General features: G+C 50.1%; 15 protein-coding genes. 3 read left to right on the plus strand and 12 right to left on the minus strand.

The window, feature by feature from the left end; all coding sequences use genetic code 11:
* Nucleotide 1: 1 nt before the first annotated feature.
* From MKX64_RS01595 to MKX64_RS01620, 6 genes are all read right to left on the minus strand, one after another.
* Nucleotides 2–952, minus strand: coding sequence for an ABC transporter permease (locus MKX64_RS01595; protein WP_095263155.1), 951 nt, complete (start codon nucleotides 950–952; stop codon nucleotides 2–4).
* A gap of 2 nt (nucleotides 953–954) precedes the next feature.
* Nucleotides 955–1,887 carry an ABC transporter permease gene (locus MKX64_RS01600; protein WP_095263154.1) on the minus strand — a complete coding sequence of 311 codons (933 nt, stop codon included), beginning with the start codon at nucleotides 1,885–1,887 and terminating at the stop codon, nucleotides 955–957.
* A gap of 230 nt (nucleotides 1,888–2,117) precedes the next feature.
* A complete protein-coding gene (locus tag MKX64_RS01605) occupies nucleotides 2,118–3,779 on the minus strand; it encodes a peptide ABC transporter substrate-binding protein (RefSeq protein WP_095263153.1) in 1,662 nt (553 codons plus the stop codon).
* Nucleotides 3,780–3,922: 143 nt separating this feature from the next.
* On the minus strand, nucleotides 3,923–4,315 hold the full coding sequence (locus MKX64_RS01610) for a DUF3397 family protein (protein WP_095263152.1): 393 nt from the start codon (nucleotides 4,313–4,315) through the stop codon (nucleotides 3,923–3,925).
* Between the two features lie 12 nt (nucleotides 4,316–4,327).
* A complete protein-coding gene (locus tag MKX64_RS01615) occupies nucleotides 4,328–5,314 on the minus strand; it encodes a ketopantoate reductase family protein (protein WP_244908049.1) in 987 nt (328 codons plus the stop codon).
* A 169-nt stretch (nucleotides 5,315–5,483) separates the two neighbouring features.
* Nucleotides 5,484–6,134 carry an RsfA family transcriptional regulator gene (locus MKX64_RS01620; protein WP_095263151.1) on the minus strand — a complete coding sequence of 217 codons (651 nt, stop codon included), beginning with the start codon at nucleotides 6,132–6,134 and terminating at the stop codon, nucleotides 5,484–5,486.
* Nucleotides 6,135–6,480: 346 nt separating this feature from the next.
* Between MKX64_RS01620 and MKX64_RS01625 the strand changes: the two genes are divergently transcribed.
* Nucleotides 6,481–6,717, plus strand: a complete 237-nt coding sequence (locus MKX64_RS01625) for a DUF2626 domain-containing protein (protein WP_095263150.1) — start codon at nucleotides 6,481–6,483, stop codon at nucleotides 6,715–6,717.
* 250 nt (nucleotides 6,718–6,967) lie between these two features.
* The gene (locus MKX64_RS01630; RefSeq protein WP_230875542.1) at nucleotides 6,968–8,068 is read left to right on the plus strand and encodes a coiled-coil domain-containing protein; all 1,101 of its coding nucleotides are present in this window, start codon (nucleotides 6,968–6,970) and stop codon (nucleotides 8,066–8,068) included.
* 9 nt (nucleotides 8,069–8,077) lie between these two features.
* On the opposite strand, the gene MKX64_RS01635 is transcribed toward MKX64_RS01630, so the two are convergent.
* A complete protein-coding gene (locus MKX64_RS01635; RefSeq protein WP_095263148.1) occupies nucleotides 8,078–9,301 on the minus strand; it encodes an extracellular solute-binding protein in 1,224 nt (407 codons plus the stop codon).
* A 165-nt stretch (nucleotides 9,302–9,466) separates the two neighbouring features.
* Nucleotides 9,467–10,801 carry a PhoH family protein gene (locus tag MKX64_RS01640; RefSeq protein ID WP_095263147.1) on the minus strand — a complete coding sequence of 445 codons (1,335 nt, stop codon included), beginning with the start codon at nucleotides 10,799–10,801 and terminating at the stop codon, nucleotides 9,467–9,469.
* A gap of 137 nt (nucleotides 10,802–10,938) precedes the next feature.
* On the opposite strand from MKX64_RS01640, the gene MKX64_RS01645 reads away from it, so the two are divergent.
* Nucleotides 10,939–11,565 (plus strand): YhcN/YlaJ family sporulation lipoprotein, encoded by a 627-nt coding sequence (locus MKX64_RS01645; RefSeq protein WP_230875568.1) that lies wholly within the window; start codon nucleotides 10,939–10,941, stop codon nucleotides 11,563–11,565.
* 431 nt (nucleotides 11,566–11,996) lie between these two features.
* On the opposite strand, the gene MKX64_RS01650 is transcribed toward MKX64_RS01645, so the two are convergent.
* The 4 genes from MKX64_RS01650 to MKX64_RS01665 all read right to left on the minus strand — a co-directional run bounded on the left by MKX64_RS01650 (nucleotide 11,997) and on the right by MKX64_RS01665 (nucleotide 16,043).
* Nucleotides 11,997–13,085 (minus strand): LCP family protein, encoded by a 1,089-nt coding sequence (locus MKX64_RS01650; protein WP_095263146.1) that lies wholly within the window; start codon nucleotides 13,083–13,085, stop codon nucleotides 11,997–11,999.
* A 152-nt stretch (nucleotides 13,086–13,237) separates the two neighbouring features.
* Nucleotides 13,238–13,531, minus strand: a complete 294-nt coding sequence (locus MKX64_RS01655) for a YlaH-like family protein (protein ID WP_095263145.1) — start codon at nucleotides 13,529–13,531, stop codon at nucleotides 13,238–13,240.
* Nucleotides 13,532–13,566: 35 nt separating this feature from the next.
* Nucleotides 13,567–15,408 (minus strand): translational GTPase TypA, encoded by a 1,842-nt coding sequence (gene typA, locus MKX64_RS01660; protein ID WP_095263144.1) that lies wholly within the window; start codon nucleotides 15,406–15,408, stop codon nucleotides 13,567–13,569.
* A 146-nt stretch (nucleotides 15,409–15,554) separates the two neighbouring features.
* Entirely contained in the window at nucleotides 15,555–16,043 is a 489-nt protein-coding gene (locus MKX64_RS01665) for a hypothetical protein (RefSeq protein ID WP_430091616.1), read from the minus strand.
* Between the last annotated feature and the right edge of the window lie 277 nt (nucleotides 16,044–16,320).

A 16,320-nucleotide genomic window follows, 5' to 3' on the forward strand; every position in this document is an offset into this window, starting at 1 on the left:
CCTATTTTTTCAATTTCGGATCCAGTGCGTCACGAAGACCGTCACCGAAAATGTTGAATGCAAGCATGGTCAAACTGATGAATAATGCCGGGAACAGCATCCGCCATGGATAATACATCCAGCCGGACAGGGCGTCGTTGATCATGGAGCCCCAGGATGCTACCGGCGCCTGTACACCGAGTCCGAGGAAGCTCAGGAACGCTTCCGCGAAGATGGCGCTTGGAACAGACAGCGTCAATGTCACGATGATGGGTCCCATCGCGTTAGGAATCAGATGACGGAACAATAGTCTTGGTGCGCTGGCTCCCATCGAACGGGATGCGAGCACGAATTCCCGGCTCTTGAGTTGCATAATTTCCCCGCGGACGATCCAGGACATATTTATCCAGCCTGTAATGGTCAAGGCTAATATAATCGTCCCTAGACTCGGCTCGAACACAACGAGCAGCAGAATCGTCACGAGAAGATACGGGATCGAATACAAAATTTCAGCAAACTTGTTCATGAACTCATCCACACGTCCGCCGAAGTATCCCATAATCCCCCCGTAGATGACACCGATAAGCAGGTCGATCGCGGCAGCCGCGAGACCAACGGTAAGCGAGATCCGGGCTCCCATCCATGTCCGGACGAATACGTCGCGCCCCAGATCATCCGTACCGAACCAGTGCTCCGAAGAAGGAGGCATGTTCGTATTGAGCAAATCATTCGTTTCATAGTCATATTTAGAGATCATTGGACCGATAATAGCCATCAGAATGATCAGTATCATAATGACAAGACTCGACATGGCAAGCTTGTTCTGACGCAATCGTTCCCAGGCATCCCGCCAGGAGGACACGCTTTCGCGCTGAATGACTTCGGACTGCTTCTCATCCGGACCGATTTTCTTGAAATCCTCGGGTGTCAGCTGCTGCCCGGCCGGATACGCCATATTATTTTCTGTCGCCATGTTTACCCCTCCTTCCTGCTGGTCAGCTTGATGCGAGGGTCAACAAACATATACGCAATATCCGTTATGAAGCGGGCAAGCATCAGCAGAATCCCGTAAAAGATTGTAATGCCCATAATGACCGTGTAATCCCGGTTCGTAATGCTCTCGACAAACTGTTTGCCGATGCCCCCGATACCGAAAATTTGCTCGATCACGACCGAACCAGTAATGATGTTGGCCGTCATAGGCCCGACATACGTGATGACCGGCATAATACCGTTACGGATCACATGCCGGAACATGATGGCAAACCAGCTCAGGCCCTTGGCCTTGGCGGTTTTAATATAATCCGAGTGAAGCACTTCAAGCATGTTGGAGCGCGTCAGACGGGCGATAAAGGCGATCGGCTGCGCCGATAGCGCCATAACAGGCAGCACATAGTCCAGCGGGCCGTTAAAGCCCATGACGTTAAACAGCCCCGCTTTTTCAGCCAGCACATACTGCAGGAGCGAGGCCAGCACGAAGCTGGGCACAGCAATGCCGAGCACGGACAGCACCATCGCCACATTATCGATCAGCTTGCGATGATACAAAGCGGCCAGCATCCCCAGCAGAACTCCGATAACTACCGAGACGATGATAGCGATCAGGCCCAGCCGCAGCGATGGTCCGAAAGTTTCGACGATGATGTCGGTGACATACTGCCCTTGATGTTTCATGGACAGGCCAAAATCACCTTGAATAATATTGCTCAGATATTTCGTATATTGTTGAAATACCGGTTTATCTAAATCATACTGCTCCATCAGCCTTGCCAATATTTCCGGTGACGGCTTCTTCTCCCCCATAAAGGGATCTCCCGGTATGGCCTTCATAAGAAAAAAAGTGGCTGAGATCAGTATGAACAACGATACAAGCATATAAAAAAACTTACTCGCCACATACCTCAGCATTTCTTCAACTAACCCCCTGATCATGATGTTCTACACCAAGTATGTTGCAAGCCAGTTCAACTATTTCATTGTAGTCTTCCTGGCGAACCTTAGCACGCATAAACTTCCACCAGCAAAAACAGGATCTGGAAATCCTGTGTCCATACAAAAAATCGGGATATATATTGGGGTTGGGAAACGACCCGTATATATATCCCGAAAGATTAGATTACAGCATCACAAGCAGAGAACTACTCAATGTAAGCGCGCGTGAAATCGATGTCGCCTTTGTAATCAATGTGCAGGTTTTTCACCCATGGCTTGATCAAAGATACGCTGGAGTAGTAGTAAATCGGCATGATGACTTGATTCTCCTCAACGAGAATTTTCTCAGCTTGAGCCATCAGCTCCATACGCTCTGCATTATCGTTGGTCGTGTAAGCTCCTCTTACCAGCTGATCATATTCTTCATTGTTGAAGCCAGCGTCGTTGTTTCCGCTATTCGATACCCACATATCGATGAACGACATCGGGTCATTGTAGTCGGCGCCCCAGCCGGAACGTGCAACCTGATAGTTCAGGTCATCCCGGTTTTTAAGGAACACGCCCCACTCCTGATTCTGTACCTTCACATTGGCACCCAGATTATTTTTCCACATATCCGCGATCGCAAGGGCAATCCGTTTGTGGTTGTCATCCGAGTTATGAATGATCGTTACTTCAGGCAATGTCGTGTAACCTTCTTCACTCATTCCCTGCTCGAGCAGCTTCTTCGCTTCCTCCAGGTTATCCTCGAAATAAGCATCGGAAACTTCGTTGCGATATTCGTCATTCTCCCCCTTGATGCCAGGAGGCACAAAACCGAAAGCAGGCAGCTGTCCGCCCTGCGTAATTTTCTCTACAATCGCGTTGCGGTCAATGGCCATCGAGAAAGCTTTACGGATGTTCACATTGTTGAACGGCTCTTCCGTTGTATTAAACACATAGTAGTATGTGGTCGCAATCCCTTTGATCTCCAGTTGATCCCCAAGCTCGTTCTTGACGGCGTTCAATTGGTCAGTAGGAATGTTTCCTGTAGGATGACCTGCGTAGTCAAGCTCATTATTCCGGTAGCTGGCAAGCTCTGTGGCGGCACTGTTCACAATGCTCATCTCCACTTTCTCCAGCTTGATCGATTCGGTGTCCCAATACTGATCGTTTTTGACAAGTTCAATCTTTTGTCCTTTGACCATTTGCGACACTTTGAAAGGTCCGTTCCCAATAAGCGTATCCGGCTTAGTAGCCCACTGCGGATTGCCTTCAATCGAGCTGTGGACCGGGAAGTACGTTTGGAACGACATCAGACTCAGGAAATAAGGCGTCGGGTTCTCAAGCGTTACCTCAAGGGTGTAATCGTCCGTCGCTTTGACACCGACCTCGCTCGCGTCCTTAATGTCGCCTCCGTTGTAAGCCTCTGCGTTCTTAATGTAGTACAGCTGATACGTATATGGAGATGCAGGCGTCAGATTCGGATCCAATACCCGCTTCCAAGCGTACTCGAAATCATTGGCCGTTACAGGGTCTCCATTGCTCCATTTGGCGTCCTGGCGCAGATGGAACACATATTTCAATCCATCCTCGGAGATGTCCCAACTTTCGGCAACGCCAGGCAATTCGGTTCCGTCTTCACCTTTGCGTACCAGTCCTTCAAATACAGCGTTGATGATTGTATTAGAAGTGTTGTCCTGGGAAAGTCCCGGATCCAATGTCGGAGGTTCAGAGGCCAGGTTCATGCGAAAGACTTGATCTTTCGGTTTACCAGCGTCCCCATTGTTGGCACTCTCGTTATTGTTGTTAGCTCCACATGCCGCCAACACTGAACTGAAGGCAAGAATCAGCGTCATAAGCAGCAGAAGTTTTTTGTGTTTCCTCATCTTGCGTTCCTCCTCATAGATTTAAAGGTACATGCTAACCGATTATACAACCAGTGGTCAATAAAAATCCACATTCTTGGAATTGAAAAATCTTCCTGTCCATGATGAACAGGAAGATTTGACTGTCATTTCACGCTATTATATTAGGCATACATGACTCTGATTATGTATGTGATCAATCCAAAAAAAGTAAAAACAACATAACAAAAACTCATCGCTACAAAAGCCAGTCTCCACACGACCCGCACAAGCCGCCTGACATCCACTTTTCCTTTCCACCGCGTCTGGGCGCTGCCAATCAGTCCAACAGCAATGAGCAGCACAAGCAGGATTAAATAAAAGCCAAACCTGGATTGAAACGTATTGTTAAACAGCGCGGAGACGGAAAATAGTAAAAATAGCGTCGTGACATCCATCGCCAGCTTTACAGCCTGCTTCCGATCTTTCCCCCATCTTACGGCCAGAAAATACACCAGCCCGAACGGAATGACCGGAATAAGGCTCATTGTATTGAATATCGTTAGCAGAAACCCCATCCACAGACCTCCTTATTTGGTTGTCCCCTCAATAAGCCTGCACAGCAGTTCATGCTTCGGAGCCGCTACACCATGTCTCTGCCCCAATCGAACGATGCTCCCGTTAATCCAGGAAATTTCGGTTGCACGCCCCTCCAGCACATCCTTTAGCATGGAGGATGTGTTAGTCGAAGTCATCCGGCATACGCCCACGATCTGATCCCACAGATGATCCTCCCTTGAAATGCCCGCAGCATCATATACGGCGCATGCTTCGTCGAATAGCTCTTTCATGAGTTGAATGCGCATGGGATCGTCAAGCAAGGCGCCATTAGGAATGCGCCACAATGCCGTTAAAGGATTGATCACAGCATTGATCATCAGCTTCCGATAAATTGCAGTATAAATTTCATTCGACAAATAAGTCTTAAATCCTGCTCTGTTCAGCAGCTCAATCAGTCTAATGTCGGAAATTTCCCGCGATGCTGACTTTTGTCCTGACTCCGGCATGCCTTCGGTGTTATAGGGGCCGATCGTCGTTGTCCCGCTTCCGGCGTGAAGCACCTCCCGGGGCCCGATTCGCTTCGCGCCCTCGGTGGTAATCGCCGCATATATCGCGCCGGAAGGAAGATGCTGCTGAAGCAGCTCCAGATGGCCCGTCCCGTTCTGGAAGCATACACAGCGCTGAATACTCCTCCCATACGGGATAAACACCCGCTCCACCAAATCCTCAATCCCTTGCTGCTTCACCATCAGCACCAGATAATCCGCCGCGGCTCCAGCTTCCTCGTGAAACTCCGAGAGCGGATGCGCCTGGACTACACCAGGCGGGATATGCAGCTCTCCCCCATCGCTATGGTGGATGGTGATGCCGGACGAATGAATAGCGGCTGCCTGTTCATCGCTCCGGCACCACAAGGTCACCTTGGCCCCGCTGGCGGCTAATTTGCCTGCATATAACAGTCCAAGAGAGCCTGCTCCAATCATCTGAATGTCCAATTCCGATCCCCCGTTTTCCATATGGCTATGTTCCCCCTGTATAATCTTGAACTGAGAACCTTGTCTCGATGGTTGCCAAATCCTATGTTCTAGTATATATCAGAACCGGTATCATGAAACGCAAATAACCCATGCAGAGGACATGACAACATCCCCTTGCATGGGCTATCGCTTCAAACGTGGAGCCTTCTTATTCGATCCGCTCCAGGTTTCCGTTTGCATCCATCTTGAACCGGGTTTTCAGCTCCTCGTCTTCCTCGTTCAAAAAAGCTAGTCTACGAGCCCGGTCCATAATTTGAATCAATGCCTTATAGTCATCGTTGACCACATGATAGTCTGTCTTCACTTCACTCACTTCTTTGAGCAGCCGCTCATTTTCACTGCGCAGTCTTGCAATTTCCTCATCCTTCTCCCGGAGGCTCTTCTCCATCAATTTGAACTGACGGGAAGTCTCCTGGAATCCGCCCTTGAACTGACGCAGGAATCGGATGACCGCATCAATGGAAAGCGTTTCTTCACTTGCACCTTCGCTTTTGTATAACTCCTGGTCCAGCTCAGGCGCAGTCAAACCGGCCACTTGTGCACCGCTTGTTTGGGACTGCTTTTTGTAATAGCTCTTTTTCTGGCGCTGAGATTTTGCCAAACTGATGGCATCCTCATATTTTTTGCGGACACAGCTGTTCCAGCGGAATCCGCACGCAGCCGATGTTCGGCCAATGCGTTCGCCTACTTCTTCGAAAGCAGCTAACTGGGTGCTGCCCTCGCGAATATGGCGCAGGGTCACCTCTGCCAATATCAGATCATCCTCTGCGCTCCATGCATCCTGTCTCACTGCTGACATACCATAAAACCCTCCTAACGACATCCTTTAAAATAACCGTCTTCATTACCGTTAACATCGGCGAACTGAATAGGGTATAAAAACTGCTTATTTCATTCCTATGCCTCTCATAGAGTTCATAGAATCTATTTGATACTAAAATGTATTTCCATTTTGATTACAGATCATACTCCTATAAGGGGAAATCGGAACAAGCATTGAAGATGGAAGCATTTTCAGCAGCTGCTGTACATGGTGTGTAAAAAATCACAGAAATATCTCCAGTTAAACATTTACACGATTTTCCCATAACGCTATAATGTTCATAGCAGCATTATGTGCGTACATACGAGAGGAGGATGGTATCGTGGCACGGATGTTTCGAGTTCTCGGCTTCTTCACCCTTACGATTGGTTTAATGGCCTTTGCCGGGGATCTTGTCGAGATGGCTCTGCTTTTCTTCCTGCAGACCGCATTTTTTGTAATTTTGGGGTATCTGAAATTTACGGAGAGAACCTACATTCTTCTCTTCTGGGCTTATATGATCGTGACCTTCACCGGTTTCAGCTACTGGACGGTCTTCCATATGGGCAAACCACTTTAATGGCTTAGACAGCAAGGCCATCCGCTCGTGAAGAATGGACAAACTGAAAGTCCTCGCACAAGGGAGCGCCTGTCGTTCTAAGTAAACGCTTCAGCAATAAAAGCACCATTAAAAAAAGCGATCGGCGCTTGAGCTGCCGTATCGCTTTTTTTAAATATTTCAGCCTATATCATCATATATTGGTTGAGATGAAGGGATAGCGGACGGATTCCTTTCGACATACCTAACAATCAGGGGGGCACCTGTTTTGATGACACGAATTAAATATCGTTTCCTTCCGTTCCTGCTCGTTATCATCCTATTCGTCAGCACCCTGACGGCACCCGTGTCCTATTCGGTCCAGGAACCGATAATGCCGGATTCGGAAGAAGCTCGCAAAATACTGGAGGATAGCCTCTCTATCGTTGAAATCGATCATGAGATCGAGCGAATTACGGCCAGGCAGCAGGAGCTTGAAGTGACCCAGCGCCAGCTTCGGGAACGGATCACCGTTCTGGAGGAGCGGATCGATGAGCGAAGGGACCGGGCGGATGCGGTGCTTCGAGCGTATTATATGGGGGAACGCGATCATCTGCTGGTCATGCTGCTCTCAGCGCAAAGCTTATCCGGATTTTTCAGAATATTGGACTTTTACGATATGATTATCCAGAATGACCAGCAAGTGCTTCAATCGTATAATCAGCAGTATCGGGAGCTGCAAGCATCACGCGCAAGTGCTGAACGAAATGCGGCGGAACTTGCCCAAGTGAAGGACAGCCTTCTCCAGCAGCGGGAGCGGGTTCTTGCCCTGCAGCAGCAGGTGGACGGCGCATTGAATACCAGCGGTAATCCTGAGGCTATGCGGGCGCTGATCCATGAATTTACGCTGTACTGGGAAAATGTTGGCTTGTACGAAGTGAAGCGGCATTTCCAAGCGCTGGCGAGTGCCATGGAGAATTTGCCGGGATTTATTCAGGGCAGCAAAAACATCCTCAGCACCAATGGGAAGGTGTACACCATTAACATACATGAGGATGATCTGAATGGATTTCTTCGTTCTGAGGACAAGTTATTTGAAACGTTTGCCTTCCGGTTTGAGGATGGCAAAGTCATCGCATCCGGTGAGAGCGGCAACCTGTCCTTGCTGATTGAAGGCCGTTATTCTGTTGTAGATGAACCGCAGAACGCCATTATGTTCGAAGTCGAGCGGCTCGTATTCAATCGTCTTGAGCTTCCCGACACTACCCGGAGGTCGCTCCAGGACGAATTCGATATGAATTTTTACCCCAAACAGCTCATTTCATTTCTGAAAGCAACGGAAGTCAGCAGTTCGGATCAGCGGCTCATTGTCAGAATGGAGCTTGATCTTTAGTTGCCCATGTCAGGGCTGTTCATCCGAATAGCGTTCGGTAAACTGCTCGGCATCCATTTCTCCCATAAGCAGCTGCGAGACGGATTTGGCATAGTCAGGGAACGATCCTTCCCGTCCAAAATCCAGGGCCGCGGCTTCTTTTTGCTCCAGCAGATTGTGCATGTGGAGCCGCCATGGATCTGTCCTGACAGCTCCGGGATCGTACAGCTCTGATACTACGGGCAATGTCCCGGCGGCGGCGGTCCAGGCCCGCTGGGATTCTTTAGATGTCATATATGTAATCCATTTCCTGGAAAGTGAAGGTGAGGCTGTATGGGCCGCTATTGCAAACGATCTCGTATGGATCACCGGCTGCTCGGCATGACTGTTCAGGATAAGCGCTGTATCGATCCCTTCCTGCTGTCGATTGCGAACCTCGGAATAGGCCGTTATCTCGACAAGCGCTTCGAGCTGTGCAGCATCATCGGGAGGCTCATTCGCGTCCATCTCCGTATCTCTCTCCAGCAGCACCCAGGTCCCCTCACGGTCAGATAGCCAGTTCAGTACCTCGGCATCTGGTCTGCCAGGCTCTCCATCCAATAGCTGTACAACCGCTCCAAATGCATACGGATCTTCCGCATTCATGAAAAAGACGGGTAGCTCCACTTTATCATGCAGCTCTTGCCACGCCTTGCGCTCATCCGGGAGCGGCATCGCATCCGGCAGCTTGTCCGGTTCCCAAACCAGCATATAAGGATTTATATCAAAAGGCATTCCCCAGTGATAGCCGTTCCAGGCCAGCGGCGGCATCAATCCATTGAGAATTTCACCATCGGTTACGATGCCCTGGAAAGCATCCGCAGGAAGCAAGTATCCATTCTTTGCAAGCGTTTTAATGAAGTGACTGTCCATTAAATAAACATCAGGCCCTTCATTCAAGGCACGATTGCTCATAAAGGCTTCGATCGTCAAGTCTTCCGGATCGAGAGGAACGAGTTCGACCTCCGCTCCGGTGGTCTCTATAAAGGTGTCGTTCAGTTCCGACAGCTGTTCCCATTCGTCGTGAGAAAGGGAAACCCCAACCTGGATCGGTCCCAAGTTATCCTCTACAGTTTCCGGCTGCTGTCTTGGAGGTACCGGTTCATCCCCAGGCAAGTCTCTGCGAGGGTTGTGAGTGAAGTCATTTCCGGGAGATAGACTCGTTAATGACAGCAGCAATATGGCAAACAGGAACCAGTAATTTTTCCGCTTCATATCCCATCTTCACTCCTTTGGGGTACATGCAATTATTTTACCAAACTCCTAGTGCTGCTGTCCTATCTTTTTTTAAGATATCCAAAAGAAAAAGGATGTCCGGGAGCAGACTAACAGCTGCTGCCGGGACATCCATGATTCATTTCTCGGGAAATAACATACAGGTTAGAGCAGATCAGCCGCCAACTGGGCCAGCTTCGAGCGCTCACCTTTGGTTAGCGTGATGTGACCGCTCAATCCCTCCTGCTTAAATCGTTCAACAACGTAAGTAAGGCCGTTGCTCACCGCATCCAGATAAGGATGGTCTATCTGTTCTGGATCGCCCATCAGGATGACCTTACTGCCTTCTCCGGCCCGGGATACGATCGTTTTCACCTCATGCCGGGACAGATTCTGGGCCTCATCCACGATAATAAATTGCCCGGGAATCGAGCGCCCCCGAATATAAGTCAGTGCCTCGACCTGGATGCTTCCAAGCCCCATCAAAATTTTATCGATATCTCCAGCTTTTTTAGTATCAAACAGGTATTCCAGATTATCGTAAATCGGCTGCATCCAGGGTCTTAGCTTCTCGTCCTTCTCCCCTGGTAAATAACCGATATCCTTGCCCATCGGAACGACGGGACGCGCGATCAGAAGTTTTTTATATTTGTGCTCATCCTCCACCTTCGACAGGCCTGCAGCAAGCGCGAGCAATGTTTTCCCCGTTCCTGCCTTTCCGGTGATGGTCACGAGGGGAATGTCATCATTGAGAAGCAGTTCCAGCGCCATCCGCTGCTGCGCGTTGCGCGCGCTGATGCCCCATACCGGCTCATTGCTTAGATAGAGCGGCTCCAGTCTCGTTGCATCTTCATTGACTCGGAGCAAAGCGGATTTACCACTCCCCATCTCATCTTTCAATATGACAAATTCATGCGGATACAGCGAGTAGGACAGCTGCAAGGGTTGAACCGGAAGATAACGGTAGCTGTAAAACTCATCAATGACAGCCGGATGCACCTTCAAGGTCGTATAGCCTGGAAACAGCTCGCTCGGATCCGCCGTCCGGTCAGACAAGTAATCCTGCGCATCCAGACCGAGCACATCAGCCTTGATTCGGACAAGAACATCCTTGCTCACAAGAACGACCGGTCTGCCGTCTCCCGCCTTCTCGTCCTCCTCCAGCTTATAGTTCAATGCGACCGCCAGGATACGATTATCATTCGAGGCTTCACTGAACAATTCCTGTACCCTGACGAAGCTGCGATGATTAAGTTCAACTTTGAGCAGCCCTCCGTTCTCCATAGGCACCCCGTCATGAAGATGACCATGCTCTCTCAACCCGTCCAGCAGCCGGGACACCTGGCGGGCGTTCCGGCCGATTTCATCGGCATGGCGCTTCTTCGAATCGATCTCCTCGAGGACGATAGCAGGAATGACCACTTCATGTTCTTCGAAGGCATAAATCGATTGGGGATCATGCAGCAGTACGTTCGTATCCAGCACAAATATTTTTTTCATCTTATCCCTCCACTGCTCCTTCATCAGGTACACATAAACCTTTCCATCCCGGACATAATAAGCTTAGTGACTTGGTGACATCAGTGAATATGACCACGAAAGGACAGATCAAACCTATGAGAACTGCGATTTGCATTATGCTCACGGTTGTGTTGCTTGCCGGCTGCGCTCCGGCCCATAATAACGCATCACCCTCTCCTCGTAATCAACAAAACGGTGCCAGAGTTCAGAATGTGAATGAGAATACAAATCCAAATACCAATAATGCCGCGCCCGAGCAGGGTCAAGTGAACCAAGCTACTGCCAGTCACTTGAAGGCTATCGCAGAGAAAGTTCCAGGAGTGAACAGTGCGAACTGTGTCGTCATGGGCAATACCGCTGTCGTTGGTGTCAATGTGGATGGCAGTCTTGATCGCGCGGATGTCGGGACGATCAAATACACCGTAGCCGAGGCGCTCAGAAAAGATCCGGCCGGAGCTAATGCGCTCGTTACCGCTGATCTTGATCTGAACAACCGCATTGCCGATTTGAATCGGCATATCCAGGAAGGGAACCCCATCTCCGGGCTCGCTGCCGAGCTCGCGGATATCGTAGGCCGTATTGTTCCCCAGCTTCCTAGAGATGTAGCTCCAGGCAACGACGAGACTGGCGGCGAGACTGGCGGCGAGGTGCCACAAACGATGGAGCCGAGGGCGAACACGCCTGCTGCGCCCCGCCACCAGCATAATCAAGGCCAAAGGGCACCCGGCAACCGGGGACAATAACAGCCATCAAATGCTGACGGGTTTTGCCAATTTCCCACATATTCCATACAAAAAAAGCCCAGTGAGCTATCACTGGGCTTTGTGTATGACCATAAACAGACATCCGACCAGAAGCGATTACCGGACGGAAGCTGCCCGTGTCGTAATCTCGTACGTTGACGGAGCAAATAGCCTCGTCGTCGACAAGGTCACGGTTGTCGAAAATGCAGGCATTGTCCTCCCCATGTGGAGCAAGACTAGGATCAGTCAGCACTGCTAACCAGGAATGGGCGTTCATGTTCCAGCCGCCATAAACAAGCTTCATCAGCGCTCTGGGCATCTCCAAGCGGATTTGTGGCATCGTGAGGTAGGACATGACTACAGCCTCCTGTACAATGAACTTTCTCCTGATATATTGTATTATATCACAGCGCAAAACTTGCCTTCAATTGTCATGGCGAGTCCGTATTTTCCGCTTCTGTCCCTTCGGATTCGCTATGGCGGTGTTTCCCGGCCAGCTCATCCTTGAGCGCCTGCTTCGCTTTCTCCAACTCGCTTGGGCTCACGATAACATAAGGGCTTCTCCATTCGCCAATCACCGGCATAAACAGTACATCGTCCTTTCGGATGTCCAGATACGTGGTGATCATATGGCGAATCTGATCCTGTTCGAGATCGGTTTTCAAATTATCTTTGACCGCATCCAAAGCATTGCCGATTCTTGCGACACCGCCCAGACTCTTCATCCGGTCCAGCAAGGAATGCAAAACTTCGCTTTGACGGGCATTCCGTTCAAAGTCATTTGATTCCTTCGTCCGCGGGCTGCACTTGTTAGATGATTTGCGATATCGCACATAGTCAAGTGCTTCCTTGCCGTCCAACTTCTGAGGACCGGCCTTCAGGTCGATGTTGGTGCCGTCGGCAGAGTCCTTGTAGCACATGTTGTACTGAACATTGACATCCACGCCGCCAAAGGCGTCAACGACATCCCGGAAGCCCTGAAAGTCAACGACGGATACATAGTCGATATTGACATCGAGATACTTGCCAAGCATCGCTTTCATCTCATCTTCGGCGCTGATCCCGCTGCTCTTCTCCGCGGATTTGAATCTCGGATAGTAGGCGTTCAGCTTGTTTGCCTTATACCCTTCAAGCTCCACCAGCGTGTCCCTTGGAAGGGAGACGAGGGTCGCCGTGTTGGTCTCGGGATGCATGGAGACGACCATGACAACGTCGGTAAGATAAGTGCCAGTTTCAGGACGATGGTCTGTCCCGAGCAGCAGCATCGTAATCGGCTTTTCCTTGGCGGAATGCCCAGGAGCAACCGGCTTGTCGACACCGCTCGATTCGATAATCTCATTTCCTTTAAGATATAGGTATCCGGCATAAGACGCCGCTCCCAAAATTGCGATCAGAATCAAAATAAAAAGAAATTTAAAAAAGGATCTGACTCCGCTTTTTTTCTTCTTCTGCACAGGCTTCTTCCGGCTCTTCCCCGCGTTCTTGGCTCTCGGAGGAAGGCCTGATTGAGTAGAATTCATTGGATAACACCTAATTTCCTTCAATATTAGAGAATGTCCGGTTAACCTCCCTTTCGGTCGGCTAACCGGACTCTGGCTGACTTCTCTCTCTTATTAACGGCGAAATCGACAAAAAGTTTCATAGCCGAACAGCAACAAACTTTTTTCCCGCCTCAGGATTTCGTTTCCGACTGTGCTTTTTTCTTCTGGCGTGCTTCCACAAAATAACGAATCCGCACCATCAGCATCAATGCAACCGCTACGAGCAGGCACTGGATAATCGGCAGCTTGTCTATCTGGAATATAAGCAGCATCCCCGAACCTAATGCCATCAAAATATACAGGAGAATTTCCTTCAGAAGCGGCAGCTTCTGCTGTACCCGGAACACCTTGTTGTAGACATAGGTGACCAGTACGAAGATCAAAATATAGGAGATGAGCGGATGAGCGGCAAACCAAGCTTGCATAAACGGTTCACTCCTTTAACAAGGTAACATCTCTATTATAGATTTGCCTGAGCCATTTTGCGATGCTTTTCTGCGCGCTCACGCTCGCTCTTGTTCAGAATCTTCTTGCGAAGACGAACCGATTTCGGCGTGATTTCGCAATACTCGTCATCATTCAGATATTCAAGTGCCTGCTCCAGGGAGAAAATGAGCGGCGTCTTCAGCTTCACCGTGTCATCCTTCGTTGCCGAACGAACGTTGGTAAGCTGTTTCTCTTTACAAATGTTCACGACAATATCGTTATCGCGGGTATGCTCCCCGACGATCATGCCCTCATAAACCTCAGTGCCCGGCTCAAGGAACAACGTTCCACGGTCTTCCACGGACAGCATGCCATAGAATGTAGATGTCCCGTTCTCCGTCGATACGAGAACACCTTGGTGACGTCCGCCGACCTGGCCGCCGACAACCGGTCCGTAGCTGTCAAAGGCATGGTTCATGACGCCGTATCCACGGGTCAGTGTCAGGAAGTGTGTCCGGTAGCCGATCAGACCTCGCGCCGGAATCAGGAATTCAAGACGAACCTGACCGTTACCGCTGTTAATCATATTGACCATTTCCGCTTTGCGTGTGCCAAGGCTCTCCATAACGGCACCCATGCTCTCCTCCGGAATGTCAATCAACAGGCGCTCGATCGGTTCCATTTTGACACCGTCAATTTCCCGCACGATAACTTCCGGCTTGGATACTTGCAGCTCATAGCCCTCGCGGCGCATGTTCTCGATCAAAATTCCAAGGTGAAGCTCACCGCGTCCGGACACGATATAGGCATCCGGGCTGTCCGTCTCTTCCACTCTCAAGCTGACATCGGTCTCCAGCTCCTTGAAGAGACGGTCACGAAGCTTGCGTGACGTCACAAACTTGCCTTCCCGTCCTGCAAACGGGCTGTTGTTAACCAGAAACGTCATTTGCAGCGTAGGCTCGTCGATCTTCAGCACCGGCAGCGCCTCCGGCTGCTGCGGATCCGCAATCGTCTCACCGATGTTAATGTCCTTGATGCCTGCAATAGCCACAATGTCGCCGGCGCCCGCTTCAGGAACCTCAATCCGCTTCAATCCCTGGAAGCCAAACAGCTTCTCGATCCGGGCCGTCTTGTTTGTTCCGTCCCGCATGATGACCGTAACCGATTGCCCCTGCTTAATGACACCTCGATTGACACGGCCAACCGCGATACGGCCCAAATATTCATTGTAATCCATCAGCGTAACGAGGAATTGAAGAGGCTCTTCAATGTTCTCGGACGGGGACGGAATATGCTCGATAATCGTCTCGTATAGGGCAAGCATGTTGTCATCCTGCTTGTCCGGATCCATACTGGACGTTCCGTTCAGTGCGGAGGCATAGACGACCGGGAAATCCAGCTGGTCATCATTCGCACCAAGCTCGATGAACAGATCCAGCACCTCATCAATCACTTCTGCCGGCCGGGCAGCCGGACGGTCGATTTTATTGACCACCACAATCGGGGTCAGGTTATGGGCAAGCGCCTTGCCAAGCACAAACTTCGTTTGCGGCATGCAGCCCTCGTAAGCGTCAACGACGAGCAGTACGCCATCAACCATCTTCATGATCCGTTCAACCTCGCCGCCAAAGTCGGCGTGTCCCGGCGTATCCACAATGTTGATCAAGAAATCCTTGTACGTGATCGCCGTATTTTTGGCCAAGATGGTGATGCCGCGCTCGCGTTCCAAATCGTTGGAGTCCATGGCTCGTTCCTGTACGGTTTCATGCTCGCGAAAAATACCGGATTGCTGGAGCAATTTGTCTACCAGCGTAGTTTTGCCATGGTCAACGTGCGCAATGATCGCAATGTTGCGAATCTGATCTCTTGATTGCATAGCTATATCTCAAATCCCTTCTATTCGAATGACCACAAAAAGCGCCGGACCATATGCCGACGCTTCAACACACAAACTATAATATAGGTAAACCGTCGCAGAAATCAAGTCTTTTCAGAAAACTGATGTCATTACACGTCATGATATTACCAGCCTCGACTCCATTTATCACGTTTGGAACGATTCCGGCCGAAAATAAGCCACACGCCAATCGCAATCAGGACAAGTGCGATCACGTACAGCGCTCCCGCTTGGAGCCATGTGAAAATCCAAATCAGCACCCCGATCAGTGCAAGCCCGAGTGCAAGCGGAAGCACCCTGGCGGGTCTCGGAGTTTCAAACAGATAATATTCATACAGTCCGGCCGCAACGCCAAGAATCAGGACAGGCCACAAGGCGCTCATAAGCCCCCAGCCGCCGAGGCTGCAGATCAAAAACAGCAGGCCGTAAACGGTCAAAATTCCGCCTGGAATCAGAAAGGCCGCAGACACGCGACGAGCGAAAAACAGCAGGTGGATCAAGATCCCTGGCAGCAGCAACACAAGCGGCCACAGCGTCCGGCCGATAAAACCGAAAAATCCAAGCTTGCCGAGCAGAATAACAACGCCAGCTACAATAATAAACAGACCTAACATGAAATCTCTTCTGGAGGACATTGTGATCACCCTCTCTATACAGTATGTATAATTCCCTACACCCTTCGGTTCATGAATCCGGAGTTACGTTAATTTTAGCCCATTCCAACAAAAAAAACCACCGACCCGTCAGGTTCAGGCAGAATTTGTCCGTTATTTCTGGGAGCAGTCCGAAACATGGCACACCAAAAAGGGGCTTGCATAAGCCCCTCCCAGCTGCGCAATCTAAAGCGCCGGCGATTATAGACAGAACCTCTTTTTGCCAGAGGCGGCAATC

Origin of the sequence: Paenibacillus sp. FSL M8-0334, assembly GCF_038000405.1 — a bacterium.
GTDB classification, from domain to species: domain Bacteria; phylum Bacillota; class Bacilli; order Paenibacillales; family Paenibacillaceae; genus Paenibacillus_AQ; species Paenibacillus_AQ campinasensis.